Source organism: Paraburkholderia sp. D15, assembly GCF_029910215.1.
GTDB lineage: Bacteria > Pseudomonadota > Gammaproteobacteria > Burkholderiales > Burkholderiaceae > Paraburkholderia.
The window spans coordinates 981,354-1,006,926 of record NZ_CP110396.1; the positions used below are offsets into that span (position 1 = coordinate 981,354).

Annotated in this window: 24 protein-coding genes; 11 read left to right on the plus strand and 13 right to left on the minus strand. The window is 60.9% G+C overall.

Annotation, left to right across the window (positions count from 1 at the left end; genetic code table 11):
- Positions 1 to 101: 101 nt before the first annotated feature.
- Positions 102 to 1,070: a helix-turn-helix domain-containing protein gene (locus LFL96_RS24180; protein WP_281003227.1), complete on the plus strand. Its 969-nt coding sequence runs from the start codon at positions 102 to 104 to the stop codon at positions 1,068 to 1,070.
- A gap of 104 nt (positions 1,071 to 1,174) precedes the next feature.
- Here the strand turns inward: LFL96_RS24180 and LFL96_RS24185 are convergent, their stop codons facing one another.
- Positions 1,175 to 2,377, minus strand: a complete 1,203-nt coding sequence (locus LFL96_RS24185; RefSeq protein ID WP_281003228.1) for a porin — start codon at positions 2,375 to 2,377, stop codon at positions 1,175 to 1,177.
- Between the two features lie 562 nt (positions 2,378 to 2,939).
- Positions 2,940 to 3,851 (minus strand): DMT family transporter, encoded by a 912-nt coding sequence (locus tag LFL96_RS24190; protein WP_281003229.1) that lies wholly within the window; start codon positions 3,849 to 3,851, stop codon positions 2,940 to 2,942.
- A 63-nt stretch (positions 3,852 to 3,914) separates the two neighbouring features.
- Between LFL96_RS24190 and LFL96_RS24195 the strand changes: the two genes are divergently transcribed.
- A complete protein-coding gene (locus tag LFL96_RS24195) occupies positions 3,915 to 4,889 on the plus strand; it encodes a LysR substrate-binding domain-containing protein (RefSeq protein WP_348638442.1) in 975 nt (324 codons plus the stop codon).
- A gap of 142 nt (positions 4,890 to 5,031) precedes the next feature.
- The gene (locus LFL96_RS24200) at positions 5,032 to 5,505 is read left to right on the plus strand and encodes a VOC family protein (protein ID WP_281003231.1); all 474 of its coding nucleotides are present in this window, start codon (positions 5,032 to 5,034) and stop codon (positions 5,503 to 5,505) included.
- Between the two features lie 53 nt (positions 5,506 to 5,558).
- Here LFL96_RS24200 and LFL96_RS24205 read toward each other — a convergent pair whose 3' ends face one another.
- Positions 5,559 to 6,794 (minus strand): NADH:flavin oxidoreductase/NADH oxidase family protein, encoded by a 1,236-nt coding sequence (locus LFL96_RS24205; RefSeq protein WP_281003850.1) that lies wholly within the window; start codon positions 6,792 to 6,794, stop codon positions 5,559 to 5,561.
- 242 nt (positions 6,795 to 7,036) lie between these two features.
- Here LFL96_RS24205 and LFL96_RS24210 point away from each other — a divergent pair, with 242 nt between their 5' ends.
- From LFL96_RS24210 to LFL96_RS24220, 3 genes are all read left to right on the plus strand, one after another.
- Complete coding sequence (locus LFL96_RS24210; RefSeq protein WP_281003232.1) at positions 7,037 to 8,281, plus strand: saccharopine dehydrogenase NADP-binding domain-containing protein; 1,245 nt, start codon at positions 7,037 to 7,039, stop codon at positions 8,279 to 8,281.
- A gap of 70 nt (positions 8,282 to 8,351) precedes the next feature.
- Positions 8,352 to 8,843, plus strand: a complete 492-nt coding sequence (locus tag LFL96_RS24215) for a MerR family transcriptional regulator (RefSeq protein WP_281003233.1) — start codon at positions 8,352 to 8,354, stop codon at positions 8,841 to 8,843.
- Positions 8,844 to 8,922: 79 nt separating this feature from the next.
- The gene (locus tag LFL96_RS24220; RefSeq protein WP_281003234.1) at positions 8,923 to 10,299 is read left to right on the plus strand and encodes a hypothetical protein; all 1,377 of its coding nucleotides are present in this window, start codon (positions 8,923 to 8,925) and stop codon (positions 10,297 to 10,299) included.
- A 64-nt stretch (positions 10,300 to 10,363) separates the two neighbouring features.
- Here the strand turns inward: LFL96_RS24220 and LFL96_RS24225 are convergent, their stop codons facing one another.
- Positions 10,364 to 10,699, minus strand: coding sequence for a cupin domain-containing protein (locus LFL96_RS24225; protein ID WP_281003235.1), 336 nt, complete (start codon positions 10,697 to 10,699; stop codon positions 10,364 to 10,366).
- Between the two features lie 470 nt (positions 10,700 to 11,169).
- Here LFL96_RS24225 and LFL96_RS24235 point away from each other — a divergent pair, with 470 nt between their 5' ends.
- Entirely contained in the window at positions 11,170 to 11,559 is a 390-nt protein-coding gene (locus LFL96_RS24235; protein WP_281003851.1) for a hypothetical protein, read from the plus strand.
- A gap of 79 nt (positions 11,560 to 11,638) precedes the next feature.
- Here the strand turns inward: LFL96_RS24235 and LFL96_RS24240 are convergent, their stop codons facing one another.
- Positions 11,639 to 13,369: a tannase/feruloyl esterase family alpha/beta hydrolase gene (locus tag LFL96_RS24240; RefSeq protein WP_281003236.1), complete on the minus strand. Its 1,731-nt coding sequence runs from the start codon at positions 13,367 to 13,369 to the stop codon at positions 11,639 to 11,641.
- Positions 13,370 to 13,728: 359 nt separating this feature from the next.
- Between LFL96_RS24240 and LFL96_RS24245 the strand changes: the two genes are divergently transcribed.
- Both LFL96_RS24245 and LFL96_RS24250 read left to right on the plus strand, forming a co-directional pair.
- A complete protein-coding gene (locus LFL96_RS24245; RefSeq protein WP_281003237.1) occupies positions 13,729 to 14,316 on the plus strand; it encodes a hypothetical protein in 588 nt (195 codons plus the stop codon).
- 48 nt (positions 14,317 to 14,364) lie between these two features.
- A complete protein-coding gene (locus LFL96_RS24250; RefSeq protein ID WP_281003238.1) occupies positions 14,365 to 14,877 on the plus strand; it encodes a histidine phosphatase family protein in 513 nt (170 codons plus the stop codon).
- A gap of 94 nt (positions 14,878 to 14,971) precedes the next feature.
- Here the strand turns inward: LFL96_RS24250 and LFL96_RS24255 are convergent, their stop codons facing one another.
- A complete protein-coding gene (locus LFL96_RS24255; RefSeq protein WP_281003239.1) occupies positions 14,972 to 16,273 on the minus strand; it encodes an aspartate aminotransferase family protein in 1,302 nt (433 codons plus the stop codon).
- A gap of 78 nt (positions 16,274 to 16,351) precedes the next feature.
- Between LFL96_RS24255 and LFL96_RS24260 the strand changes: the two genes are divergently transcribed.
- A complete protein-coding gene (locus tag LFL96_RS24260) occupies positions 16,352 to 17,236 on the plus strand; it encodes a LysR family transcriptional regulator (RefSeq protein WP_281003852.1) in 885 nt (294 codons plus the stop codon).
- Between the two features lie 41 nt (positions 17,237 to 17,277).
- On the opposite strand, the gene LFL96_RS24265 is transcribed toward LFL96_RS24260, so the two are convergent.
- The 7 genes from LFL96_RS24265 to LFL96_RS24295 form a co-directional block, all read right to left on the minus strand.
- A complete protein-coding gene (locus LFL96_RS24265) occupies positions 17,278 to 18,987 on the minus strand; it encodes a hypothetical protein (protein ID WP_281003240.1) in 1,710 nt (569 codons plus the stop codon).
- A gap of 58 nt (positions 18,988 to 19,045) precedes the next feature.
- Positions 19,046 to 20,209 carry a dTDP-4-amino-4,6-dideoxygalactose transaminase gene (gene rffA, locus LFL96_RS24270; protein WP_281003241.1) on the minus strand — a complete coding sequence of 388 codons (1,164 nt, stop codon included), beginning with the start codon at positions 20,207 to 20,209 and terminating at the stop codon, positions 19,046 to 19,048.
- Between the two features lie 5 nt (positions 20,210 to 20,214).
- Positions 20,215 to 20,988, minus strand: coding sequence for a class I SAM-dependent methyltransferase (locus LFL96_RS24275; RefSeq protein WP_281003242.1), 774 nt, complete (start codon positions 20,986 to 20,988; stop codon positions 20,215 to 20,217).
- A 95-nt stretch (positions 20,989 to 21,083) separates the two neighbouring features.
- Positions 21,084 to 21,485 (minus strand): GtrA family protein, encoded by a 402-nt coding sequence (locus LFL96_RS24280; protein WP_281003243.1) that lies wholly within the window; start codon positions 21,483 to 21,485, stop codon positions 21,084 to 21,086.
- A 7-nt stretch (positions 21,486 to 21,492) separates the two neighbouring features.
- Positions 21,493 to 22,371: a formyltransferase family protein gene (locus LFL96_RS24285; RefSeq protein ID WP_281003244.1), complete on the minus strand. Its 879-nt coding sequence runs from the start codon at positions 22,369 to 22,371 to the stop codon at positions 21,493 to 21,495.
- Positions 22,368 to 23,474 (minus strand): glycosyltransferase family 2 protein, encoded by a 1,107-nt coding sequence (locus LFL96_RS24290; protein WP_281003245.1) that lies wholly within the window; start codon positions 23,472 to 23,474, stop codon positions 22,368 to 22,370. The genes LFL96_RS24285 and LFL96_RS24290 overlap by 4 nt, the downstream gene beginning before the upstream one ends.
- Before the next feature lie 230 nt (positions 23,475 to 23,704).
- Positions 23,705 to 24,661, minus strand: coding sequence for a LysR family transcriptional regulator (locus tag LFL96_RS24295; protein ID WP_281003246.1), 957 nt, complete (start codon positions 24,659 to 24,661; stop codon positions 23,705 to 23,707).
- An 89-nt stretch (positions 24,662 to 24,750) separates the two neighbouring features.
- Here LFL96_RS24295 and LFL96_RS24300 point away from each other — a divergent pair, with 89 nt between their 5' ends.
- On the plus strand, positions 24,751 to 25,476 hold the full coding sequence (locus tag LFL96_RS24300) for an SDR family oxidoreductase (protein ID WP_281003247.1): 726 nt from the start codon (positions 24,751 to 24,753) through the stop codon (positions 25,474 to 25,476).
- Positions 25,477 to 25,573: the final 97 nt, after the last annotated feature.

Consider the following 25,573-nt stretch of genomic DNA (forward strand, 5'->3'; position numbering starts at 1 on the left):
TTGGCGCGATTCGGACAACCGCCGCGCGATGACCCTCACTGTAGACATGAAGCGGCACTCGTACTATTGTCGTAAATGACATCTTTCGCATCATTCGCGCCATGAAGCTGACCCTACTCGCCCTCGATGGCGTATTCGGAACCGGACTCTCCGTATTGCTCGACACGCTCAATACCGCGCGGAACCTGGCGGCGGCGCAGTATGCCGGCGACGGTCCGCGCTTCGACATCAGCGTGATCGGCATGCGGCGCAACGTGCGGACAGCGTCCGGGCTGCGGGTTCCTGTCGAACCGGCCAGTGCGCGCACGCGGTCCGACTGGCTGGTCGTGCCCGCGCTCGGCGCCACGACCGAAGAACTGCTGGTGCCTGCGCTTGCGCGGCGCGATGTGGCCGACGCAATGGCCCTGATGCGCGAGGAACACGCGGACGGCGTGAAAATCGCGTCCGCCTGTATCGGCACATTCGTGCTGGCCGAATCGGGCCTCCTGAACGGACAGGAAGCGACAACGTCATGGTGGCTTGCGCCGCTGTTTCATCGACGCTACCCGGAGGTGCGCCTCGACAGCACGCGCATGCTTGTGCCCTCCGGCCTCTTTGCAACGGCCGGCGCGGCGATGGGTCATCTGGATCTCGCGCTGTGGCTGTTGAATCAGGAGAGTCCTGAACTGGCGTCGGTGGTCGCCCGCTATCTGCTTGTGGATGCACGGCCTTCGCAGGCGCCGTACATCATTCCGGATCATCTGGCGCGTGCCGATCCGCTCGTCGAACGATTCGAGCGCTGGGCGCGGAACCGGCTGGCCGAGGGCTTTTCGCTGGATGCCGCGGCTGGGTCGCTCGCCACGAGCACACGCACTTTGCAGCGCCGCATCGAAGCGGTGCTCGGCAAATCGCCGCTATCGTACTTTCAGGATCTGCGCGTGGAGCGCGCCGTTCATCTGCTGCGCACGAGCCGCCTCGATATCGAGGCGATCGCCGCCCAGGTCGGTTATGTCGATGGCGCGACGTTGCGGACGTTGCTGCGTCGGCGTCTGGGGAAAGGTGTGCGGGAATTGCGGGGTGGGAGGGGGTGAGGGAGGAGGCGACATGACCGGAAACGGCGGGCGTTGCGGCGAATAATCGCTACGCGTCACCGGCGGCCCGAAAGCCGCCGGTGATTCACCCGAAACCGCCGCGCTTAGAAGCGATGCGTCATGCCGACGATCGCTGCCAGCTGGTGGTTGTTACCCGAGTAGTTGCTGCCGTTCAGATCCGCCACCGCGGCCTTGCCCGTCGAATCGATACCCGAAGCCGTTTCGAAGAAACCGATCGCGTAGAACGACGTGCGCTTCGACAACGCGTAGGTCGCGCCCAGGTTGAACTGGTTGTACTTCGCGCTGCCCACGTTGTCCGCGCCGCTGTTGTGCGTGTAGATGTACGCGCCGGCCAGTTGCAGTGCCGGCGTGACCTGATACTTCAGGTTGACTTCACCCGAATTGAACGTCGCCGTGCCGCCCGTGTACTTCGTACCCGGAATCGCGCCGACCGCATTCACCGAACCGAGGTTCTGGAACTGCGTGTTCGAATACAGCAGGCCGATGGTTGCCGGTCCGATTGCATACGAACCACCCGCCACGATGATCTGCTGCGAACCAGCCGATGCATAGCCGCCGTAGATCTTGTTGTTCATGTTGTCGGTTGCGCCCGTGACAGCCGAAGACGGCGTCGACGAGTTGCCCTGGTTGCCGTACGTCGCGTAGTACGGATCCTTGACGAACGTATAGCCGGCACCGAGGCTCAACGGGCCGTTCGTGTACGCGAGCGCTGCGTCGAACACCGAGTTCTGCGAGAAGTTACCCGCCACGCCGCCGAGGCTGTACATCACGCCGGCTTGCAGACCACGATAGTTCGGGCTCACGTACTTCAGCGAGTTCTGGACGCGGTTCGACGTGTCCACGTTGTCCACGTCGCCAGCGCGCGTGCCGTAGCCCAGGCCCGAAGCGGCCCAATCCGCGCCCGACGCGAACGTCGAGGTCAGATCGTTGCTGACCGAATACTGGCGGCCAGCCGTGAACGTACCCAGATCCTTGCTGCTCAAGCCGACGAAAGCCTTACGGCCGAACAGCAGACCGCCTTGACCCAGCGCGCCGGTACCCGTCGTGTAGCCGTTTTCCAACGTGAAGATGGCCGACAGACCGCCGCCCAGATCTTCAGAGCCTTTCAAACCGAAGCGCGACGACGTCGCTTGCGACAGCGCGTACAGATGCGCTTCCTTCACGTTGTTGTTGAAGAGAATGCCCGTATCGACGATGCCGTACAGGGTCACGCTGCTTTGCGCGTGAGCGACGCCGCCGAGCGTGCCGAGCGCGAGGAAAACTACCGAGGCCTTGTTCAGTTTCATCTGTGTTCACTTTATTGGATTAAGGGACGACCACTCCGTGATGAGCGAAAGCCCGTTGATGTCGGCCGCTCGCGTAAGTATCGTCAGCATCACTATGCAAGACACCTGCGCGAGCCAACCCCGCTACGAGCAGAAACGAATCCGCGCTGTTTCCGCCATTCCCGTGAGCCTCAAAGCGTGACGCTTTCGGCAAGTTATGCATTACTGCTATTTCGAAGTCCGGCAAAAATAGCCGACGCCGAATTGTTTAGGTAGAGAAGATTTCGCCTTGTCTCGCGCTCACAACGAACTCGGGCACCGCGAAGATTTCGTCCGATGCCTTTGCAAAAACGTCACAAAAGAAAGGTATTGGCGGGAAACGGCCAGTTGCCGCTTAGAGGGGAGGGACGTACGCACCGCACGGTTGCATCAAATGGTTGTGCGCGCACCAAGTGCGTGCAGGATGCGATCCGGTGCGCGCAATGATGGAGGACAGATACGGCTTTTCACTTTGCTTTGCTACGCGAAGCGGCAGCAATGACGCTGGCGATAGCGGCGCTTAAGCATACGACTCAACGACAACTCAACTCCGCCCACGCAATGCGACGAACACCACGCCGCCGATCGCCATCAACCCGCCGCACAAGGTCGAGACACCCGGTCGCTCTCCCGTGAGCCAGGCCGACAAAGCCGTCGCAACGGCAGGAGTCAGATAAAGAAAATTCGCAGCACGTGCCGCGCCGAAATGGCCAAGCGCAAAAGTCCAGCTCGCGTATCCGAGCGCGGCGGGGAACACGCCGAGCATCAGCACGGCCGGCAACGTGGAGCGAGATGCGCCCGCGAGCGCATGCAACGCGCCTGGCAACCAGGGTGTCAGCAGAAGCGCACCCGCCAGCAGCGTGTATGCGGTGCAGGTCAGTGCGCCATAGGTAGGAATCAAGCTCCGCTGCAAGACAAAGTAACTCGCCGAGCACAGTGCAGCAGCAAGAATCAGCGTGCTGCCCGCGCCGAGCGTCAGACCTCCGGGCTGCCCGCTCGCAATCACCGCGATGCCCGCCAGACTGGCCAGCGATCCGAGCCATCCCCAACGGTTGACGCGCTCGCCGAGAAAAATCACGGCCAGCACCGCAGTGAAGATCGGCAACGTGTTGACGATAAAACTGGCTGCACCGGCGGCGACGGTTTTCTCGCCGCTATTGAGCAACGCGTTATAGAGCGCAATACCAAGAAAACCGCACAGCAGGAAACGTATCGCATCGCGCCACGCGGGCAGTCTCGGCTTCTTCCATGCGAGCCACACGAACACCAGCAAGACGGCCGTGGCGAAACGCGCCGCCGCCAGTTGCAGCGGCGTCAACCCTTGCAGACCAATGTGGATAAATGGAAAAGCGGATGCCCACGAGAGAATCGTGAAGGCAACCGCGCTCGAGGCCAGAAGTGAATGTCTGGCATTGCGTGACGCACGCGGTTTCGACATGGAGGACAGTGTATTCATGTGGCAATCTTGCCGCGTCGCGACCTGATAAGCTAGCGCACAGATCAACGTCGTGATGTGACTATGGCTCATACCTCGCCGCGCCGGAATGTCCAAAACGCCGTTTCAGGCGCGACGGACTCCGCCTCTTCTTCTATCTCGCCGTTGGCAGTTCTCGACGCGCGTCCTCCGCTCGTTAGTCTCGAGACGGTCTGCACGGTCGCGCGCAGTGGCTCGCTTCTCGCCGCCGCCGAACTCTCCGGCCTCACGCACGGCGCGATCAGCCGGCGCGTCGCGGCCGTGGAGAACTGGCTCGGCATGACGCTATTCGACCGTCACGCGCGAGGCGTGCGATTGACGCCGGACGGCCAGCGCTTCGTCAATCAGATCGAGCAGGCATTCGGCATCATCGACAGCGCGGCGCAGCAGTGGCGCTCGCCGCGCAGTCCACGATCGGTCAAGCTGAGCATGGTCCCCGCGTTCGCCAAACTGTGGTTCTTTGAACGTCAAGCGACGTTGGAGAGCGAAACACCGGCGCTGCGTATCGAACTGGATATCGATCATCGCAATGTGGACGTCGCGGGAGGTCAAGCCGATCTCGCCATCCGTTATGGCCGGGGCAATTGGCGTCACCTCGACGTCAAACCGTTCCTGCCGGAAAACCTTTATCCGGTGGCGCATCCCGCGCTCGCCGCACGCCTTATCAAACAGATGCGCCGGCATGGGGACGCCGCGCTACTCGACGTACCATTGCTGCACGACTCCGATCTCACCGGCTGGCGTGCCTGGTTCGAGCCATCAGGTATGTCACTCAAGCCACGCGCGCAGGACCGGCGTTTCGAGGATTACGCATTGGTACTCGCCGCCGCCGAGGCAGGTCTGGGCGTGGCGCTCGCGCGCACGCCGGTTGCCGGCGCTTATCTCGCACGCAGCGATCTTTTGCGCGTCGGACGCCGGGAGGTCGCGTCGCCACTCAGGTATTACTTCGTACATGCGAAGGGGGAAAGCCGGCCCGAGGTACTGACGTTGATCGAGCGTATGCTGCATTGCGTAACGTAACGGCACATGGCCTCATTTCGAGGCGCGCAAAAAGATGAAACAATTGTGCAAGACGTGTCGATTTTCTGGACCCTGCTTCGTCGTTTGAATGGCGGCACATGATTTGCCTCCGCAATACGTTCACATTGACAGGAGATTTGCCATGGCGATTCAAAAGATCACGCCTTTTCTCTGGTATGCCACGCAGGCCGAGGAAGCGGCAGCGTTCTACGCGGGAATTTTTCCCGACTCACGCGTGACGCGCGTGACCCCGGTGCCGAGTGCCGGCGCCACCCGGCTCGTCGAGTTCGTGCTGTGCGGCCAACCCTTCATTGCGATGAGTTCGAGCGGTCCCGACAGCTTCAATCACGCCATCTCGCTGATGGTCTATTGCGACAGCCAGGAAGAACTCGACCGCTATTGGGACGCGCTTCTCGAAGGTGGGGGCGCCCCTGAAGCATGCGGCTGGCTGAAGGACCGCTTCGGCGTTTCGTGGCAGATTATCCCGAGCGAACAGATCCAGATGATGGCCGATCCCGATCCGGAAAAAGCGGCGCGCGTCGCCCAGGCCATGATGAAGATGGTGAAGCTCGACGCCGCCGTATTGAAAGCGGCCTATCTGGGTACAGCAAGCTAATACTCGGTCATTACGCGCACGCATTCGCGGGAATCCGTGGGTTTTTCCCGAGATCACCCGATTGCGCGCCGCGCCATCGAGCGCCGGTATTGACGCGTGCGGCACGCGTTGGCGCTCTGCTGCAAAATCAGCGCGCGCAGCGGTGAGACCGTCGGATTGGTGGTGCGTCCGAGGCTGAGTTTGCCTAGCTGGAATTTGACGGCCGCCATGTTGGCGAGCGATGCCAGCGCCTTGTTCTTCCAGGTGATCGGTGCGAGTTCGGGGACCACGTCCTTACCTGCCTGCCACGCTCTCGGCAAGTTGGGATCGATGGCGAGAGCCGTACCGATCCCGACCATCTCCACGCCGCTTTTCACCACCTGCTCGGCAACCTGGCGACGACGGACGCCGCCCGTGACCATGACCGGCATCGCGGCGATCTTGCGGATTTCGCGGGCGAATTCCACAAAGTAGGCTTCGCGGGCCAGCGTGCGGCCATCACGAGCTTCGCCCTGCATGGCAGGCGCTTCGTAGCTGCCGCCCGAAAGTTCGACCAGGTCGACGCTCAGGCCGTTGAGCAGTTGCACCACCTGTTTCGCGTCGTCGGCCGTGAAACCACCGCGCTGGAAGTCGGCGGAATTGAGTTTCACCGCCACCGAGAACTCGGGCGATACCACGGCGCGCACCGCCTTGATGATCTCCAGCAGCAGACGCGCGCGATTCTCCAATGAACCGCCCCACTCGTCCGTTCTGCGGTTCGTCAGCGGAGACAGAAACTGACTCAGCAGATAACCGTGAGCCGCGTGAATTTCGACGCCGGAAAAACCGGCCTGTTCGCCGAGTCGCGCGGTGCGGGCGAAACGCACGATGACGTCGTCGATGATTTCACGCGTCATTGCTTGCGGCGTGTCGAAGTGTTTCGACATCCTGCCCAGATCGAGCGGAATCGCCGAAGGCGCCCAGGTGGGTTGCCCGAGATTGGCGCGCATCTGTCGTCCGGGATGATTGATCTGCAGCCAGAACTGAGCGCCTTTCGCCCGGCCGGTCCGCGCCCAGCGGCTAAATTTCTCCAACTGTGCGTCGTCTTCCAGCACGACGCCGCCGGGACCCGTCATCGCCCGGCTGTCGACCATCACGTTGCCCGTGATCAGTAGACCCGCGCCGCCTTCCGCCCAGGCTGCGTAGAGACGCATTAACTTTTCCGACGGTGCCTGATCGGCGTCCGCCATGTTTTCTTCCATGGCAGCTTTTGCAATGCGGTTCGGAATGATCGAACCATTGGGGAGAAGCAGTGTGTCGAACACGTTCATGGCAAGTACCTCGATTGATCGTGTCACACACTCTAAGTTTGAAGTTAAGTTCAATGTCAAGCGCGTCACGATGGGGCTCGCTGCCTAAGGTAAACCCTCGCTTCACGCGCCGATGAGAAGCATGGAATCGCCTTTCGCGAATCAATGCTTGACCTTAAAGTTGAGTTCAACCTTAAAGTATGTTTCGCGGGCACTGTCCAGGTAAACAGGCGTCTGCGCAAACCTCGCCAATAAAGGATCTTATGAACGCTCCGGACTATGACCTCGTCGTGTTTGGCGCCACCAGCTTTGTCGGGCAGATTCTTACCCGCTACCTGGTCGAGTATCTGTCGGCACACACGGAAACGATGCGATGGGCCCTTGCCGGCCGATCCGAAAGCAAACTCACGAGCCTGAAGCGCTCGTTAGGGCCCGCGGGGCAGAATGTGCCGGTCATCGTGGCCGACGCGGAGAACGAAAGCCAGTTGCGCTCCATGTGCGAGCAGACTCGCGTGGTCGTTTCCACGGTCGGTCCCTATGCGTTGTATGGCGAGCCCTTGATCAAGGTTTGCGCTGAAACCGGCACGGACTATTGCGACCTCACCGGCGAGACGCCCTGGATCAAACGGATGATCGAGAAGTACGAGCCCACTGCCAGACAGTCCGGCGCCCGCATCGTTCACTGCTGCGGATTCGATTCGGTACCGTCCGACATGGGCGTCTACTTTCTTCAGCAACATGCGCGAAACGAATGGGGCGTACCGGCCACCCGCATCAAGATGCGCGTGAAGACGCTTAAAGGGGGCGTGTCGGGCGGCACCGTCGCTAGCATGATCAACATCGTCAAGGAAGCGGCAGCGGATGCCGCATTGCGTAAATCGCTGGCGAATCCTTATGCGCTGTGTCCGCCGGATCACGGCTTCACGGCGCGCCAACACGCGGTCAAGGCGGCCCGCTTCGATCCGGATTTCAGCGGCTGGATCGCGCCGTTCGTGATGGCCGCCGTCAACGAGCGCGTCGTGCATCGCTCCAATGCGCTGGCCGCCAATGCGTACGGCGGCCAGTTCCTCTACGACGAAGCGATGTTGACCGGGTCCGGTTTCAGAGGTCGCGTGAATGCCGTGACCGTCGTGGCCGGTCTTGGCGCGTTCATGCTGGGGATCGTGATTGGGCCCGTGCGTGCCGCCATGGAACGCTTCCTGTTGCCCAAACCGAGCGAGGGCCCCAGCCCCGAGGCACAACTGGCCGGGCGCTACGATCTTCGCTTCTTCGGCAAAGCTGACGACGGCCGCACGCTGCGCGTGAAAGTGACCGGCGACCGCGATCCGGGCTACGGCTCGACGGGCAAGATACTCGGCCAGGCAGCGGTCAGTCTGGCGCTGGACCACGTCAGGGACGGCATGAAAGTGGGACGCGCCGGCGGCTTCTGGACACCGGCCACGCTATTCGACGATCGCTTTATCGCGCGTCTCGTCCAGCACGCCGGCATGCGCTTCGAGCGGGTGTAAAGAAAATGCCGGCGAATGCACGCGCAACAATTCAATGCGATTCGATAGTCACAATGGGAGTCTCGGGAACATGAAGATCGGCGAACTCTCGGAACGCACCGGCTTGACCGCGTCGCGAATCCGCTTTTACGAGCGTATCGGTCTGCTGAAGACGGTTCAGCGCGAACCGAACGGCTACCGGAGCTATCCCGCCGAAACCGTGCTGGTGCTCGACCTGGTCGCCAACGCGCAGAAGGCCGGTTTCAGTCTCGAAGAAATCACCGCGTTGATGCCGCCCGACCCGGCCAATTGGGCGCATGGCGCACTGCTGGAAACGCTGCGATTGAAGGTTCAGGAAATCGAGGCACTCGAAGCGCGTCTCGCACAGAGTAAGACACATATCGTTTCGTTGATCGCCGAAATCGAAGCCAAGCCCGCGGAGATCGATTGCAAGACCAATGCGAAGCGCGTGCTGTCGCGCATGCAACGAGGCGAAATCGCAAGTCCGGCGCTTGCCTCCGGCGACGTGAAGATACTCGGTAAATCACGCGCCCGGCGGCCGGCCGGCTCTCGACAGAGATAAGGAGCCGTTGCGAGAAAGCGCTACTTTCAGCGTCGGACCCATTAGAATCATCAGCCATTCCAATGAACGACCCGACGCCGTGAAGTCCACGATCCTTGCGCTTCTCCTTGCATTCCCTTTTCTCGCCGCGACGGTTCCGGCCAGCGCCGCCACCGGGCTACTCGAACCCGGCATCTATAAGCTCGACCCGAGTGGCTACCTCGATGCGCCGAACGCGCAACCAGCAAGCTACGGCGAACGCGACGAAGACAAGTTCGAGCGCGCGATGCCGCCAACGGCCAAGGTCACTTACGCCGTCGTCACGCGTGATCCGGATCGCACGCAAAACCGCGTGCTGTTCCTCGTCGACAAGGACTATCACTACGACGTCAACAGCCCAAACAAGCTCTGCCCGGCCTATGCGTTTCCCGACTGGAACGAGTACTCCGAATCGCAGCCTTTCTGTCGAACCAACATTTCCGGCGACGAAGCGGCATTCAAATGGACGGCGAATGCATTCACGGTCAGTTGGGGCACAGACCGGAAGTACCTGCGAACGGAAAGCACGCCGCCGCAACGCAAGGCGACGCCGGCAGAAGCCGCAACCTGCACCGCCACGCCGAGTTGCGCCGACGCCGTTTTCGGCAGCTCGCATCCGTGGTACGAGATTACGCATCACAGCGACCGCTTCGAACTCGCGACGCCGCGTGACTACCAGGGCATGCTGTATCTGACCAAAAGCGTGCCATTTTTCTCGGACAACCAGCGCAGCGCGTCACACACCGATCTGGCTGCCGGCAGCTACGTCGCAGTCGTCTCAGCCGGTTCGCAATGGGATCAGGTCGAGCGCTTCGACGGGAACGGCACCCCTACGCGCGGCTGGATCGATCGCGACGATCTCGAAGATCTCAAATGGGTCGATCAGCAGGCGGCAACAAAACAGTTCCGCTTTCGCGTCGCCTTTGCTGCTTCGGAAGGCGATGCCGACTCCGTCGTGCCGGTCGCCATCGAAGTACTCGATCGCGTCAGCGACACACGCGTGCAAGTGATCCGCGACTTCTACACCGACATATCGACGAGCGATACCGCTACGAGTCTCGAACTCGTCGACGCCAATTTCGACGGCTACCCCGATCTGACGATCGCTGGCACTTCGGGCGGCGCAGGTCCGAACAGTACATCCAATTTCTTTCTCTTCGATCCGAAGACGAAGCGTTTCGTGTTCGACAAGACCCTGTCCGACATGTCGCAGATCGATATAGATGTGCGTCACAAGCTCATTACATCGGCGCAACGCAATAGTTGCTGCAGCCATTCGTCGCAAACCTTCCACTATGAAGGCGGCAAGCTGGTGGAGATTGCCAACTGGGACGAAAGCCTGTCCGCCGACGGGAAGTGGCTCGAGACGACCGTCGGGAAATTCAGCAACGGCCAGATGCGCTATCGTGTCACGCGCAAGCGAGCCGAGTTGAATTGAGCATTCTCACGAATGGTCGCCGTCATCTCATGATCGGATGCTCCACATAGAGCGGCGATCCGGGTTAGGCTTCATGCACGGTATTGTGTCGAGGCGTAATCACCATGAGTACCGACGGCTCGTGCACGATCAGCCGATGCCACGTCATCGCCGGCACCACGAACGCCGCATGCGGCGATAGGCGCGTCAAGCCGCTCGCCTCTCCATCACGAAGCTCTACCGACATCGAACCGTCGGCGACGACGAGCAGTTCGTCGCCCTCGGGGTGCATTTCCCAAACCGGGTAATGCACATCGTTCGAGTCGTTCACGCGATAAAGCGCGAGCATGCGACCATCCATCAAGGCCAGGTCGTTGCCCGCATTCAGCTTCGCGGCGGCAATCTTCGTATAGGGGTTCATGCTTCCGTCTCGTGCAAGCAGAACACACATGTCCTTCAGGTCCAGCGCTGACGAGATCTCGTCACGGTTATGCAGGTTCATCGGTAGCTCCTCATCGGAATGGGTTGTTGCGGGATTCGAATACGCAGTACATTCATCGCAGGGATGTCGCCGTTACGACGCCCATCGATTGCGTCCTTCGAATATCGGACAAATCGGTCTCGCTGACTATTCGCTTTTCTCGCGCACGCTTATCGGGTGGCAAATGGACGTAAACCCACGGAAATCGCCGCGTCAGGCCCGTGCGAAGGTCACGGTCGACGCAATCGTCGAGGCAACTATTCAGGTTTTGCTCGACGAAGGTTACGAAAGCTTCACGACGGCGCGCGTCGCCGACCCGCGCAGGTGTCAGCATCGGCACGCTGTACCAGTACTACCCGAACAAGGCGGCGCTGGCCGTCGCGGTAGTAGAGCGAAGCTGCGAGGAATTCTTGACCGCGTTCGGCAACGCGCTGGACACGCAGCGCTGTCCGTCATTGGACGATTGCATTCGCGCGTTGGTGGACCTCGCATTTGCGCCGGATCACGTGACGCCGGAACGCCATCGCTGCGTGATCGAACTCGCACCGCGACTTGGCGTGGCGGATCGCCCCGAAGTCGTGAGGCAAGCCACGGTCGGAATCATCGAAGCGGCGCTGGGGAGATATCCCGCGGACATCGCGCCGGAGATCGATCTCGCCACGGCGTCGATATTGATTGCCACAACACTCGAGGCACTCGCCCACCGTGCAGTGCAAATGCAGGCGACTCGATCGCAGATCGAATCGCTTGCGATGGAAACCACGCGGCTCGTCACACGCTATCTCACGCCACGCAATTAGTCAGGCACGTGACCTTCGTTCCCGCGCATGACATCGCGCGGCAACGAAGAGTACGTCACGACCGCGTTACATCAACACGTCATTGCGACGCGCAGGTGAAACTCGACGCGGCATTCACATCGCCCGCGCCGTTATAGCGCGGGAAGGTCGGGTACTCGCAAAGCGGCCGCGTGCGTCCCGGCACGCCCGCCGTATCCGCGACCGTCTGCGCGGGCGGCGTGACGCCGTTTTCGACCCAGTTCTCCAACGTCGTGAGCGAATCCCACGAAGCGTTGAAGACCGAACTGACCGCATGGCCGTAACCTGGAATCTCGTAGAACCGCACGAAATTGGCAACGGCGGAAACGCCCATGGTCGCCTGAAGGCGTTGATAGTACTGCTCGCTCGAACGCGTGCTGACCAGTGCGTCGGCCATGCCATGCGCCATCAGGATCTTGCCGCCCTTTGCGTTGAACGCCGACAGATCCGTTTTGTTGACGTCCTGCAACGCGGTCAACTGACTGATACGCGTCTGCAGGCTGCCTGGGTTTTGCGGATCGACAGTCAGCGAGTTGTAGTTCGGATCACGCGTGACGAAATAGCGTATCCATTGATCCCAGAACACGCTCATGTACGGCGCCGTGTTGGGCATCGGCGAAGCGGGTTGCGATGTGCCCATGGCCAGCACTGTCACTGTCGGTTGCAATGGCGAGGCATTCGCAACGCCGAGATCCGCACCGTACACGTTGAATCCCGGGAATTGCGTCTCCCCGCTGGCTAACGGATAGCCGAACGTGATCGGCGTGTTGTACACGTTGAGCGCGGCAATCTGCGCATCGGACAGACACGTGTCGCCGGTGTCCGCGCCGCCCGGGCACCGCAACGGCGTGCCGTTGAGCGTCGCCGTCGACGGATTGAACGTTGCATTACACGCGGCCACGTTGCTGATCAATCCGTCCGCTACGCCATCCAGGGCGTCGCAGGTCGCCAGCACCGCGTTGAGCAGCACCTGACGCTTGGCTTGATCCAGATACGCGCCGGGCGCGGCGAACGCACGCGTGATGCGGCCGAACTGCAGGTCGAGACTCGCGGCCGCCCAGGCCGGATACAGCACGATCGATCCATCCCAGTCTTGCGGCCAGCGTTGCACCACCGCGAGCGCTTCGCGGCCACCTGATGAACCGCCCGCGAAATAGGCCCGCTTCGGCGCATTGACTGCGTATCGCGCGTCGATCAGATAGACCGCTGCGTCGCGGGTCTTTTTCAATGCGTCGCCGGAGAAGTTCTGCACGGCCTCGTCATTGACGCCGAACGAGCCGTCCTCGCTGCCGAGCGCATTCGCCTGGTGCCCCGAGTCGCTGCCGAAGGTCGCGTAGCCTCGGCCGAGCGGCGTGAGTTGCGCAATCGGACCAGCCGGTACATTGCCGGTAGGCGCCGGAATCGTGCCGTCATAACCGCCACCGCCGAACATCATGATCTTGTTGTTCCAGACGGTGGGCATCGCGACCTGAAATTTGATTTGCGGCGCTGCCGGATCGACCGGATTGATCGCACCGCTGACGAGACAGTATTCCCCCGTGGCCTGCGCGCCGGTACCCGACGCGGGCATCGTGACCGCGGCAGTGACCGTTGCGCCCGTAGTAGGCAAACCGATGGATGCCGCCGGTACCGTTTTACCGGCGAGTTGCGCACAACTGAGCGGCGTGGCCACAGGCGGATTAATACTGTTGTTACCGCAACCGCTGAGCGACAGCAGGGTCAGGACAGATGCAACGACTAGCGGGAATCCAATGCCGCCCAATCTTGACCGGGCGTTGTGCTTCTTCTGCATGGCGTGTCTCCGTTCGTTGGATGGTGCGGCCATCACTCTTGCTGGCGCGATGAGACGTGATGAGGACGCCACGCAAATCTGCGTGCTGTGCAGCATGGCTGTCAATAGGCATACGGCAATTATCTTGCATCGATTTCGAATGCACTTCTATTCGAATCGAAAGGCATCCGAATGCTCGATTAACTTTACCGATAAGCCGATTCACATTACGCAAGTTTTACGGAAAAAGAAAAACACAAAGACAGCTTGTCGTTCATAAACGCCATCCTCTACACTGCCGCTGCGTTCCAGTGCAGTAGATATGCGTATTGAGCAAGCGGGCTCGGAGACAACTTTTTCCGCATCATTTTGTTCTCCTGGTGAGCACCGCGGCAGCGTCGTCAAATCAAAACACTCAGGGAGCATCCGCCGTGTCGGCTTTAAACTTTCGCAAACACCATGGAGCGCGGCGATACATTGCGTCGTCGGGTCTTTCGCTTGGTCTTTCTCTCGCACTCGCCGCCCTCTCCGGCAGCGCCCATGCCGACGACGCGCAGCAATGCAGCGCCAACGCGGGAACATTGCTGGTCGGTCAGGTCGTTTCTCCGCCGAAGTTCAAACACGGCACGTATCTCAAGGGCGTCGAGCTCTCGCACACGCATGTGACCATCAAGGGCGACGCGGACGGACAGAACTACGATGTCGCGATCGACAACGTGTTCGCATCCGGTTATCAGCAGAACACGCCCGTCGTGCCGCCGCCGCTGGACAGCATCGCGGTGGGAGACCGGCTGGAATTGTGCGGCATTCCCTACCAGGGCGGCATTCACTGGGTTCACACCAATTGCGGCGATACGCCCACACCGCAAGATCCGAATGGCTGGCTGAAAGAGATTGCGGCGGACGGGACGGTCGGCCCGAGCCTGGAAGATAGTCAGCAATACTGCTATTTGTGGCCGAGCAAATAGAACACCGAGTTCTCCGCTGGTGCTGGCTCTTCGGAAAAGGATGCCGTGATGAAACCCTCGAAACTGTTGATCATTCGCCACGGCGAAAAACCCGGCGACCCGGCGGTCGATGCGAGCTCGGACGGCATCGATCTGTCCACGCGAGGATATGAACGCGCCGGCGCATTGGCACCCTACGCGCCGGCGACTTTCGGAAAAATAGACTTTCTGTTCGCGACCAGGGCGTCGCAGCATAGCAATCGGCCGGTGGAAACCATCACGCCGTTGGCGCGGCAGATTGGCGTCGAGATCGACCACAGCTTTTCCGACAAGGACTATGCGAAGCTTGCCGCCCTACTGACGAGCGACAATCAATATGCCGGCAAACAGGTGCTGGTCTGCTGGCACCACGGCACGATTGCCGAACTTGTCACCGCGCTGGGCGCCGTGCCGCCGGTGCCGCATTGGCCTTCCACGACGTTCGACCGGGTGTGGATACTGGAAAGCGCCGCCAACGGCGGCGCTCTGCCTCCCGTTCAGAACCTGCCTCAACGTTTGCTGTTTGGCGACGAACCCACGTGAGCGGCAGTTAGTTCGGTGAATTGCCACCGCATTGCAGATGCGTTGCCGATTAGTTGCCGATTAGTTGCCGATTAGTTGCAAGCGAGAGGAACGGTCACAGCGAGCGTTCGATCGCCTGCCCGAGCAACTCAAGGCCGAGATCGATCTCTTCCTCCTTGACGGTCAAGGGTGGCGCAATACGGAATACGCCGCCCATGCCCGGCAATTGCACGATATTCATGCTGAGCCCCAGGTTCATGCACTCGCGGGTGATCTTCGCGCCGAGCCCGTCGGCCGGCTCTTTCGTGCGGCGATCCTTGACGATCTCCATGCCGAGCAGCAAGCCGCGTCCGCGAATATCGCCGATGCAATCGAAACGCTCCATCAAATCGAGCAGACCACGTCGGAGCCGTGCGCCCATGACATTGGCACGCTCGGTCAGTCCATCCCGTTCGACCACATCCAGCACACGCAAGCCGACCGCGGCCGGCAACGGATCGGACACGTGCGTCGTATAGAACAGATAGCCCAATTCGTGCGCGCGTTCCTCGATCTGCGCTGATGTCACGACGGCTGCGAGCGGCAGACCCGCGCCGAGCGTCTTGGATAGCGTGAGAATGTCCGGGGTCACGCCGTCTCGCTGACAGGCGAACATCGTGCCGGTACGCCCCACGCCGGTCTGCGCCTCGTCGAGAATCAGCAGCATGCCGCGCTCTTCGCATTTGCGCTTCAACGCCGCCATGTAACCTTCCGGCAATTCGATGATGCCGCCCGAGCTGAGAATCGGCTCCGCGATGAACGCCGCGAGATTGCCACTGGATTGCCGGTCGATCAGATCGAACGCATAGTCCAATTCCGCCAGCCAATCGTATTCGCCGTTCTTTTCGAACCGCGGGCGATAGGCGAACGGTGCGGGAATCGCAAACGAACCCACCGCCGCCGGTCCCACTCCTTTACGTCCGGCGCTGTACGTGGCGGACGCGGCGTTCCCGGTCATGCCGTGCCACGACTGCGCGAAGCCGACTACTTCATATTTTCCCGTGACGAGCTTCGCCATGCGAATGGCCGCCTCGTTCGACTCCGCCCCGGTGCTGAGCAGCAGTGCGCGGTCGAGACCATTGGGCGTGATCTCGGCGAGACGGGTTGCCAGATCGACCACGGGGCGCGAAAGCATGCCGCTGAACAGGTGATCGAGCTTGCCCGCGTACTCGTTGATGACCGACACGATCTCCGGATGGCTGTGTCCGAGTACCGCGCTCATTTGCCCCGACGTGAAGTCGAGAATCGCACGACCCTCCGCGTCGTAGACAAAACTGCCTTGTGCGCGCTCGATGATCATCGGCTCGAAAGTGCCGCCGTAGCGGATGAGATGCTGCCTGGCGTTGCGCCAGAACGTTGCGTCGTCGTTGCGGGACACCTTGCTTCTCCTTGGCTGCTGACGGGAATAGCTTGCAGTCTAGGTGGCTCTCTGGTTTCATGGAAACGAATAGTTCTTATGGAAGCTAGAAGCGAGACTAATATCTTGAGCCTCTCACTCGAAATCGATCTGCTGCGTTCGTTCGTGGTCGTGGCTGAAGTCCGGGCCTTGAGTCGCGCCGCCAGTCGCGTCGGGCGCACCCAGTCTGCGTTGAGCCAGCAGATGAAGCGCCTCGAGGAAATCGTCGATCAGCCGCTGTTTCAGCGCACCGGGCGGGGCGTCGTGTTGACCAATCCCGGCGAACGCTTGCTGGTCCACGCCCAGCGGATCCTGCGTCTGCATGACGAGGCGCTGGCCGATCTGTCGGGAAAGGGCTTGTCGGGGACCATCCGGTTCGGTTGCCCCGACGATTACGCAGCGGTTTTCCTGCCGCATTTATTGCGGCAGTTTTCCAGCCAGCATCCGCAGGCGCTGGTGGAAGTGGTGTGTGCGCCCACGCCGCGATTGATCGAGCAACTGGACATGCACGCGCTGGATCTCGCGATGATTTCGTTGCCGGAAGAGACACCGGACATCGATGTGATCCGGCGTGAACCGCTGGTATGGGTGGGCTGCGCAGGGATGAATGCCGCGCATTTCGATCCGTTGCCGTTGGCGCTTTCGGATCCCGATACGCTCGACCACGTCGCGGCTTGCGAGGCGTTGAATCGTGCCGGGCGCGCGTATCGCATCGCGTATGCGAGCAGCAGTCTCGCAGGGTTGACTGCGTTGGTGCGATCAGGTCAGGCTTTAGCCGTCGTCACGCAGACCGCTGTCGCTTCAGATCTTTGCGTCATTCACGACGACCCGGGATTGCCGGCGCTGCCGAGTATCGGCATTTCGCTGAAGTTCGAACGGGGACGGCCTTCACATTTGACCGCGGTCTTTGCAGAACATATTCGCGGGATGTTGCCGATGCTTTGAGCGCGCACTGGGTAGCGCCCGTTCAAGGCGCACCATTACCCTCAGTCAAGTTGAAGACAGCAGAGATTGCCCTCGCGGCGGGCGTGCTTCAATAGCGTCGGCGACAGCAATCCGCACTGCGCAACGACGCTGTGCGCCCCGGCCTCTTTCAACATCTTGATCGATGCCTCGCCGGGATAGTCGATGCCGAACGCCTGATCGTTGATGTAGTCCGACTGCAATGGCTCGCGCAGGCCGTCGAAGGCAAAGAAGGTCAGGTTGTCGATCACCAGATGACGAGCGCCGTCGCCCTGAATGTGGCATTGCGCGGCAAACGCGCGAATCTGGTCTCGCTGTCGGCCATAGCCCAGCGCCGGAATCGACAGAGGCTGCCCCGGCAATCCGACCGGTGCGGCGTGCAGATTAGCGATCGTCGGCGGCATGACTTTCGACAACAGCAATCCTGCGCTACCCACGAAGAGCAGCGTCAACGGCAGCAGCACGGCGAGAGTGAGCGTTCTGAAGATTCGCGCCGGCAACAGCGAGCCGAGCGCCGCGAGAGACAGGACGGCAAGCAGCGCCGCAAGCGGAATCGCGAGCGTACCGGTATAGAAGTTCCACAAGCGATACATGGCCATATGGCCGAAAAGACCGAGCCACAGGGCCGCGATACAACACGTCGGACCATCCAGTCGACGCGACCGCAGTTTCAGCACAAAACCCAGCGGCGGCAAAATCGCGGCGACACCGAATGCCGCGATCACCACGGCGCGAATGAACGGGTTGATCCACGCGACTAGCGGTAGCGCGGCGACGCCCGGCGCTGCCGCCAGCCACGCGGACTGATACTGGTCGGCAAAAACCAGTTGATCGAGCATGGCGCCAGGCGCCGAGAGAACATTCGTCCAAAGCGCGCAGACGAATGCCAGCGGATTGGAAAGCAACAGACCCGGCGGCGTCATCAGTGCAAGCCACTGCGACGAAAACATTGGTGCGCCGGGGCACTTCGTCAAGGCACTCGCGAAAAGCAGGCTTTGCCACACCGTCGCGAGTACGAACGCGCCCAGCACAAGCGCCAATGCGCGGCTATGCCGCCAGAAACACAGTACGCACGACGTCAACACCACCGGAATGAAGAACAGGGTTTTGGGGTGCGTGTAGAAGAAGGCGGAAACCACAACGCAAAACAGGATCACGCTGGCAATCAGGCCAACGCGGCCCTCTCGGCCACTCGTGCCTGTGCGCCCTGCAATGCGTGCCGTCAACGCAGGCAGACACAGGAATGCGATCAGGAGCAGCAGAATGACCTGTTCGCCGCGCGCCATGACCATCGTCATTGGCAGCACGCCCAGTCCGACGATCGACGCGATGGCGGCGAGCAATGCCCAGTGCAATTGCTTCGGCTTGGTCAGTATGCGGACGGCGGTCGCGGTGAGCGCGAGCCAGCACAGATCGGCGATCATGCCGAGAAGACGTATGCCGAGCGGCGTCGCGTGACCATAGACGATGTCATAGACGAACGCGCCTGGATACAGCAGCGCGGGAACGCTGCGCAAATAGTTTCTATCGCACTGGGGAAGGAGCGTGTTGTACTCCCAGCCATTCGAGAAAAACGCCCCACGCATCATTTTCGTGGCGGCTTCGTCGCTATAGACGGGGACGAATAAGCCCGCCGCCACGATCGCCAGAAACACAGTCAATACGATCACAACCAGAGCAATGAGAAAGAACGAGTTCTGTTTGCTCTGCAAATCGGCGGGCTTTGATGTCATGAAAAGTTATTGTCGCTAGCCAGGAAAAACATATCCGGCAGAAAATCGATTAATGCGATTAGTGGCCGCCGGCGTTCTCTATGGCTCGGGCAAGTGCGTCCACGACATGCACCTGCTGTTCGTTCGTCAGACCGATCCACATCGGCAGGCGGATCAGACGGCTGGACATGTCGTCCGTCACCGGCAGTTCGCCATGTGAGCGTCCGAGGTTCTGACCGGCCGGCGCGGAATGGAGCGGGACATAGTGAAACACCGCGTGAATGCCTTCCGATTTCAGCGAGCCGAGAACACGTTGCCGATCGGTCTTCCGGTCCAGAATCACGTAGTACATGTGGCCGTTATGCACGCATTCAGCCGGAATCACCGGGCGCCTAAGCACGCCCGCCGTCTCGAACCGCGCGAGCAGCGCGTGATACGTGTCCCAGATCGCGAGCCGGCGCTGGGTGAGATCGGTGGCCTCTTCGAGCTGGGCACATAGAAATGCCGCCGTCAGTTCGCTCGGCAAAAAAGACGACCCGATCGACTGCCACGTGTACTTGTCCACTTCGCCGCGGAAAAAACGGCTGCGATCGGTGCCCTTTTCACGAATGATCTCGGCTTGCAGGCGCAAGTCTTCGCGATTGACGAGCAGCGCACCGCCTTCGCCGCTGATCACATTCTTCGTTTCATGAAAGCTGTATGCGCCGAGCTGGCCGAGGGCGCCCAGTTGCCGCCCTTTGTATGTCGCCACCACGCCTTGAGCCGCATCTTCCACGACGATGAGACCGTGGCGGTCGGCGATTGCCAGGATGGTGTCCATTTCGCACGCGACACCCGCGTAATGGACGACGGCAATGGCGCGGGTGCGGGGCGTGATGGCCGCTTCCACCAGCTGTTCGTCGAGATTGAGCGTGTCCGCGCGGATATCGACGAAGACGGGCACGGCGCCGCGCAAGGCAAACGCATTGGCCGTCGACACAAATGTGTACGACGGCATGATCACTTCGTCGCCGGGTTGCAGATCCAGCAGCAGCGCGGCCATCTCCAGCGCGGCCGTGCACGAGTGGGTCAGCAATGCCTGCAGCGAACCCGTGCTGGCCTCCAGCATCGCGTGGCAGCGTTTGGTGAACGGTCCGTCGCCGGCGAGGTGTCCCAACCCATGGGCCTCGGCGATGTAAGTGACTTCCTTGCCCGTCATGTACGGACGATTGAATGGAATCGCGAAAGAGGGAGCGGTCATCATTAATCTCAGCTGTTCTTTTGAGCCACAATCAGCAGGGAGCCGCCGAATGGAATGCGCAGGCCCCACCGGATAAATGCACTTTCGACGGCCATGACGCCCTCGAGGATGCCATTCGTGACCCGGCCGAGTCGAAGGTCGGCGGTGATGTCGTAATCAGCGTCGTCGACACGAGGGCGCCGCCGTGTCAGGTACATGAGCGGAAACAGCAGGCTGACGAACGAAGTCATCAACCGGACCGTAAATCCGGCGTCCTGCAGTTTTTGACGAATTTCGGCCGCGCGGTAACGCCTCACGTGACACGCCTGCTCGTCCTGCTGGCTCCACATGAACGGATGCTGCGGGACGGTGAGGATCACATGCCCTGCCGGTACGAGGGCACGATGCATTTCCGACAGCACGCGTTCGTCTTCCTCGATATGTTCGATCACGTCGAACGCGCCCATTACGCTGAATTCGCGAACGAACGGAATATGCCGCGCATCCATCTGATAGAACGATGCACGCGGCACGCGTCCAGCAGCAAAAGTCAGCGCCTCCGGGTAGATTTCCGTGGCGGAAAATTGCGTGGCGGGGAAGGCATTGGCGAGTCCCGACAATACGTAGCCCGTGCCGCAACCGATCTCGCAGAAATGCGCGCCGGGCGTCATGTATCGAGAAGCGGCCCAGACGATGAGCCGGTTGCGCGCCCTGAACCAGAAGTTGCGCTCTTCGACTTCGGCAAGACGTTCGAAATATTCGGGACGAAATCCGCTGGTCGAATTCGACAGGCTGGGGCTCAACGAGAGAACACCACCCACGGTCGGCGCAGTTGCGCCGCAAGCGCCGCAATGCCACGCATCGTCGACGTTAGCCTCTCCACATCCTGGACAAACTTTCATTCCTGTTCCGCAAAAGACCGGCTAGACGCCGGGAAGACCCATAGACGTTGTGCGACAAACATGAAAGCGGCGACCACAACGATCATGACGGCTTGCACGAGTCGATCCGAAATGTGATAACGATCCACGAAGATCATCATCGCCGCAAGGTTGATGCAGTAGGCCGCGCAATACGCGCCAAGGTAGCGGATAAATGCCGATCCATTCGACCCGCTGTGCTGGAACGACCACTTCTTGTTAAAGACGAAGGTCTGCACGATTCCCAGCGCAAACAGCGCGGTCATTGCGACTTTGTGGCCGATGCCGATACTCGTGGCGGCCAGGTACAACACGTACAGAATGGCATTGGACGCTATACCGACCGCGACGAATCTTGCCAGTTGCTTGCTTGTCTGCATGGAACGGCTAGGCAAAGCGGACGCGAAAGCGTTCGAGCGGCAATAACGACGCGCCGGTATCGTCGTCTATCAGTTCGGTCACGCGAAGCAGTCCCTCGCCGCAAACGACGACCGGGAAAGCACCGTCCATCCAGATCACTTTTCCTGCCTCGCGGTTTTCTATCCGCACGTCCGGCAGCGCTTGCGCGGCAAGAATGCGCGCGGGCTTGCCGTCGACCAGCGTCAATGCGCCTTTGTAAGGTGCGCCCACCGCGTCGATGAAACGGGCCAGCCAGTCCGCCGGGCGCGCCCATCGCACCTGGTAATCTTCGTCGTCCCGCCAGAGGCTGAAACTCGCGAGGTGCTCGTCCTGCGCAATCGCGTTGAGCGAGTCGCCCTTCTCCAATTGCCGCAGCACGCACTCCGCCGTCTCGCGATAATTCACGGCAATAAGGTCGATAGCGCGGGCGATCGTGCACGGATACGCGACTTGCGTGCTCGACTGCGCAAGTACCGGACCCGCATCATAGTGTTTCGCACCCAGCAATGCGGTGACGCCAACCCGCGCCTCTCCGTTGATCAGGCAGGAGACGAGCGGATTGAAACCACGATAGCGCGGCAGAAGCGAATCATGAAAAACAATGAGCCGCTCGGCTGGAAAATCGATCATCCAACGCCATGAAACCGCCATCGCGAATTCGGTGTCGATCGGCGCATCCGGCATGCGCTCGCGCGTACGCAATCCGTATTGCGCGCACAGGCCGGCAATCTCGTCGTGATAGTCGTTGTCCAGCGAGGCATCCCGGCCAATGACCACCACTTCGAACAACGGATGAAACTGTTCGATGAGATCGGCAAGCAGCGTGTAGCCCTTCTTCGTCATCAGGAAGAGCGTGAGCTTTTTCACTGTGCCGCTCCCTCTGCACGGTTCGGCGCGACCGGTTCTTCGGCACGGTTCAGCGTGCTCGCGACCGCATAGGCGGGTCGCCCCATGCTGCGAAAATGCATTCGAGCCAGGTATTCGCCAATCATGCCGAGCGCAAACAATTGAGCGCCGGAAAAGATCGCGATGATCGAAGCGAGAAACGGAAAACCGGGAACCGTGGTCCGGTCCATGAAATAGCGTGCGAGCACGTAACAGAACAGCGCAATCCCGAATGCCGTAAAACCGAAACCGACAAAGCTGGCGATCTGCAACGGGACGGTGCTGAAGCCGGTCACCATGTTCATCGCGTGAGTGAAGAGTTTGCGCAGCGTGTAATTGGACACGCCCACGCTGCGCGGATCGTGGCGAACCTGGAGGTGCGTGAAGCGCGTGGTGCCCCACGTCAGGAGCACATCGATCGAAACGAACGGGCTTTGGTAAGCGGCGAACGCGTCGCGCAACCCGGTACGGAAAACGCGAAACGCACTGACGTGGCGCGCGGTCTGCGCACCCATGGCATTCTGCAGCGCGATCTTGGTGATGATCGACGCCTTGTCGCGCAGAAAACTATGCTGCTCGCGTTCGGGCGCGCCGTAGACGACGTCGAAACCGGCTTCCAGTTCGGCGAGCAGGCGTGGGATTTCCTCTGGCGGATGCTGCAGGTCGTCGTCCAGCGTGACGATCACCGGGTAATTGGCCGCGCGGATGCCGCACAGCAGCGCATTGTGCTGACCGTAATTCCGGCTGAGCCGGATGCCCTTGATCCGCGGATTATCTTGCGCGAGCGTTTCGATGACATTCCAGGACGTGTCGAGTCCGCCGTCTTCCACGAGGATGATTTCATGGCGCTCCGCGACCCGTTGCAGAACGGGCGTCAGCCGCTCGACGAGGGGCTGGAGCGTTGCAGCCGAACGGTACACGGGAACGACAACGGAAATGCCTTGCATCGAAATCCTTTTTATAAATTGCCAATTCGATTTCGGCCGAACGTTTGCGCCTTCGGCATGGAGAAACGGTTCTGGTTCGAAAGGCCGGCGGGAGTTTCCGTTTCCAATTGGCGATCGTTCGGCAGCGTGGGCCTGCAACGCTTTTGCCGTGCGGGGAAAATCGGGTTGATTGCCGGAACTCTGGGCCGCTATTTTACACGGCGCGCGCGTTATACGATCCTGCGCCTGACAAAATGCTGACGCCGCGGTTACGGTGCGCCTGACGTGGCCGTTGAAATCACGTTAGCCATGTGCCGCGCGTCGCGCGCGGTCGGGTTCGCGCTGACCGATCCCATGCTGGAGCGCTTGCTGGGACGCACCCCGGACAGTTAGCGATGCTCTCGCTCACCACTACGCGTAGCGCCGCCGGACGCGCTCTGCTCCTCCCTGATCAGCTCGATGAACGCTCTCAATGGCGCGGACACGAACCGGCTCGAAAAGTACAGTTGCGGCCCTTCGAATGCATGCCACCACTCCTGCAAAACCGGTTCGAGCGCGCCGCTTTCCAGGTGCGGGGCTAACCAGTTTTCGAAAGTCCCGATCACGCCGCGTCCGCCGCAGGCGAATTCAATCGCCGCGGCCGCGCCGTCCACGCCGACGATGAGACGTCCCGGAGAGTCGATCCTCACCGCTTCGTCGCCGCGCTTGAATCGCCATTCAACGAGCGCGCCGCTCGAAAAGCGCAAACGGATGCAATCGTGACTCAAGAGGTCGTCCGGGTGTCGGGGAATGCCGCGTGCGGCGAGATAACCCGGCGCGGCGGCCCACGCAATCCGCTGGGAACGCGGTCCAATCGGCACGGCGATGGTGTCTTGCGCGAGATGCTCGCCGTAACGGATGCCCGCGTCGCAACCAGCCGCCACGATATCGACGAGCCGGTCGTCCACCATGATTTCAACCCGCACCTCGGGATGCGCTTGCAGGAATCGATCGATGATCGGCGGCAGGATGTCGACCATCACCGCGCCCGTCACATTGATCTTCAGAAGACCGCGCACGACTTGCTGCGAGCTTGCGGCGTCGTGCAGCGCGGCGCGCGTTTCCGCCAATAACGGCGCCACGCGACCGGCGAGCGCGCGGCCCGTTTCCGTCGGCATGACGCTGCGCGTGGTACGGATCAGCAGCGGTACGCCCAACTGCGCTTCGAGCTGCGCGATTCTTTCGCTGACGGTGGACGGAGAAAGGCGCAGCCGTTGAGCAGCGGCGCGGAAGCCACCGGCCTCCACGACGGCAAGAAATACCGTCAGTAGATTCAGGCCGGATTCGTCGTTGGGATTGTTCGACATGCCGATCAGTCTATTCGGTTTCAGCGTGATTATCAAAACACACCGAACACCACTACAGTGACGACAGAACCTTTTTCAAGGAGAAAGACATGAGCAGCAAAACCGTTGTGATCACGGGCGCCAACAAGAGCATCGGCTACGAAACAGCTCGCCAGCTCGCCCGTCTGGGTTACCGTATCTGGCTCGGCTGTCGTGATGCCTCGCGAGGCGAGGCAGCGGTGCAATCGTTGATAGCGGAAGGCCACGACGTCCGGCTTCTGCCCATCGACGTCACGCGGGACGATAGCGTTCAGGCCGCCGCGGCACGCGTTCAGGACGAAGACGGACGGCTCGATGTGCTGATCAACAACGCCGGCATTCCGGGCAAGGCAAAAGCGGCGCCCAGCGCACAATCGATCGACGATATCCGCTCGGTGTACGAGACCAACGTGTTTGGCCCTATCCGTGTGACGCAGGCGTTTTTACCGCTGCTGAAGTCCGCGGGCCGTGCCAACGTCGTGATGGTGAGCAGCGGATTGGGATCGCTAGGCTGGCTGTCCGATCCAGCTAACCAGTTCTATGGCGTGAATATCCTCGGCTATAACAGTTCCAAATCGGCACTCAACGCTATTGCGCTGTCGTTCGCAAAAGAGCTGGCGTCGATCGGCATCAAGGTCGATGCGGTCGATCCGGGCTATACCGCCACCGACTTCAACAATCATTCGGGCTATCGCACCGTCGAACAGGCGGCGGCGGGTATCGTCTGGCTGGCAACCCAAGATCCATCCGGTCCGTCCGGGCGCTTCTACTTCGAGCAGGATCAGATTCCGTGGTGAAGCGGCGCATGCGGCCAGCACTCGCGTTTTTCCTATGAATGTTGACGCGGAAACGCCCGCGCTTGTGATGCACGGGCGTTTCATTTCCTGCGGCTAG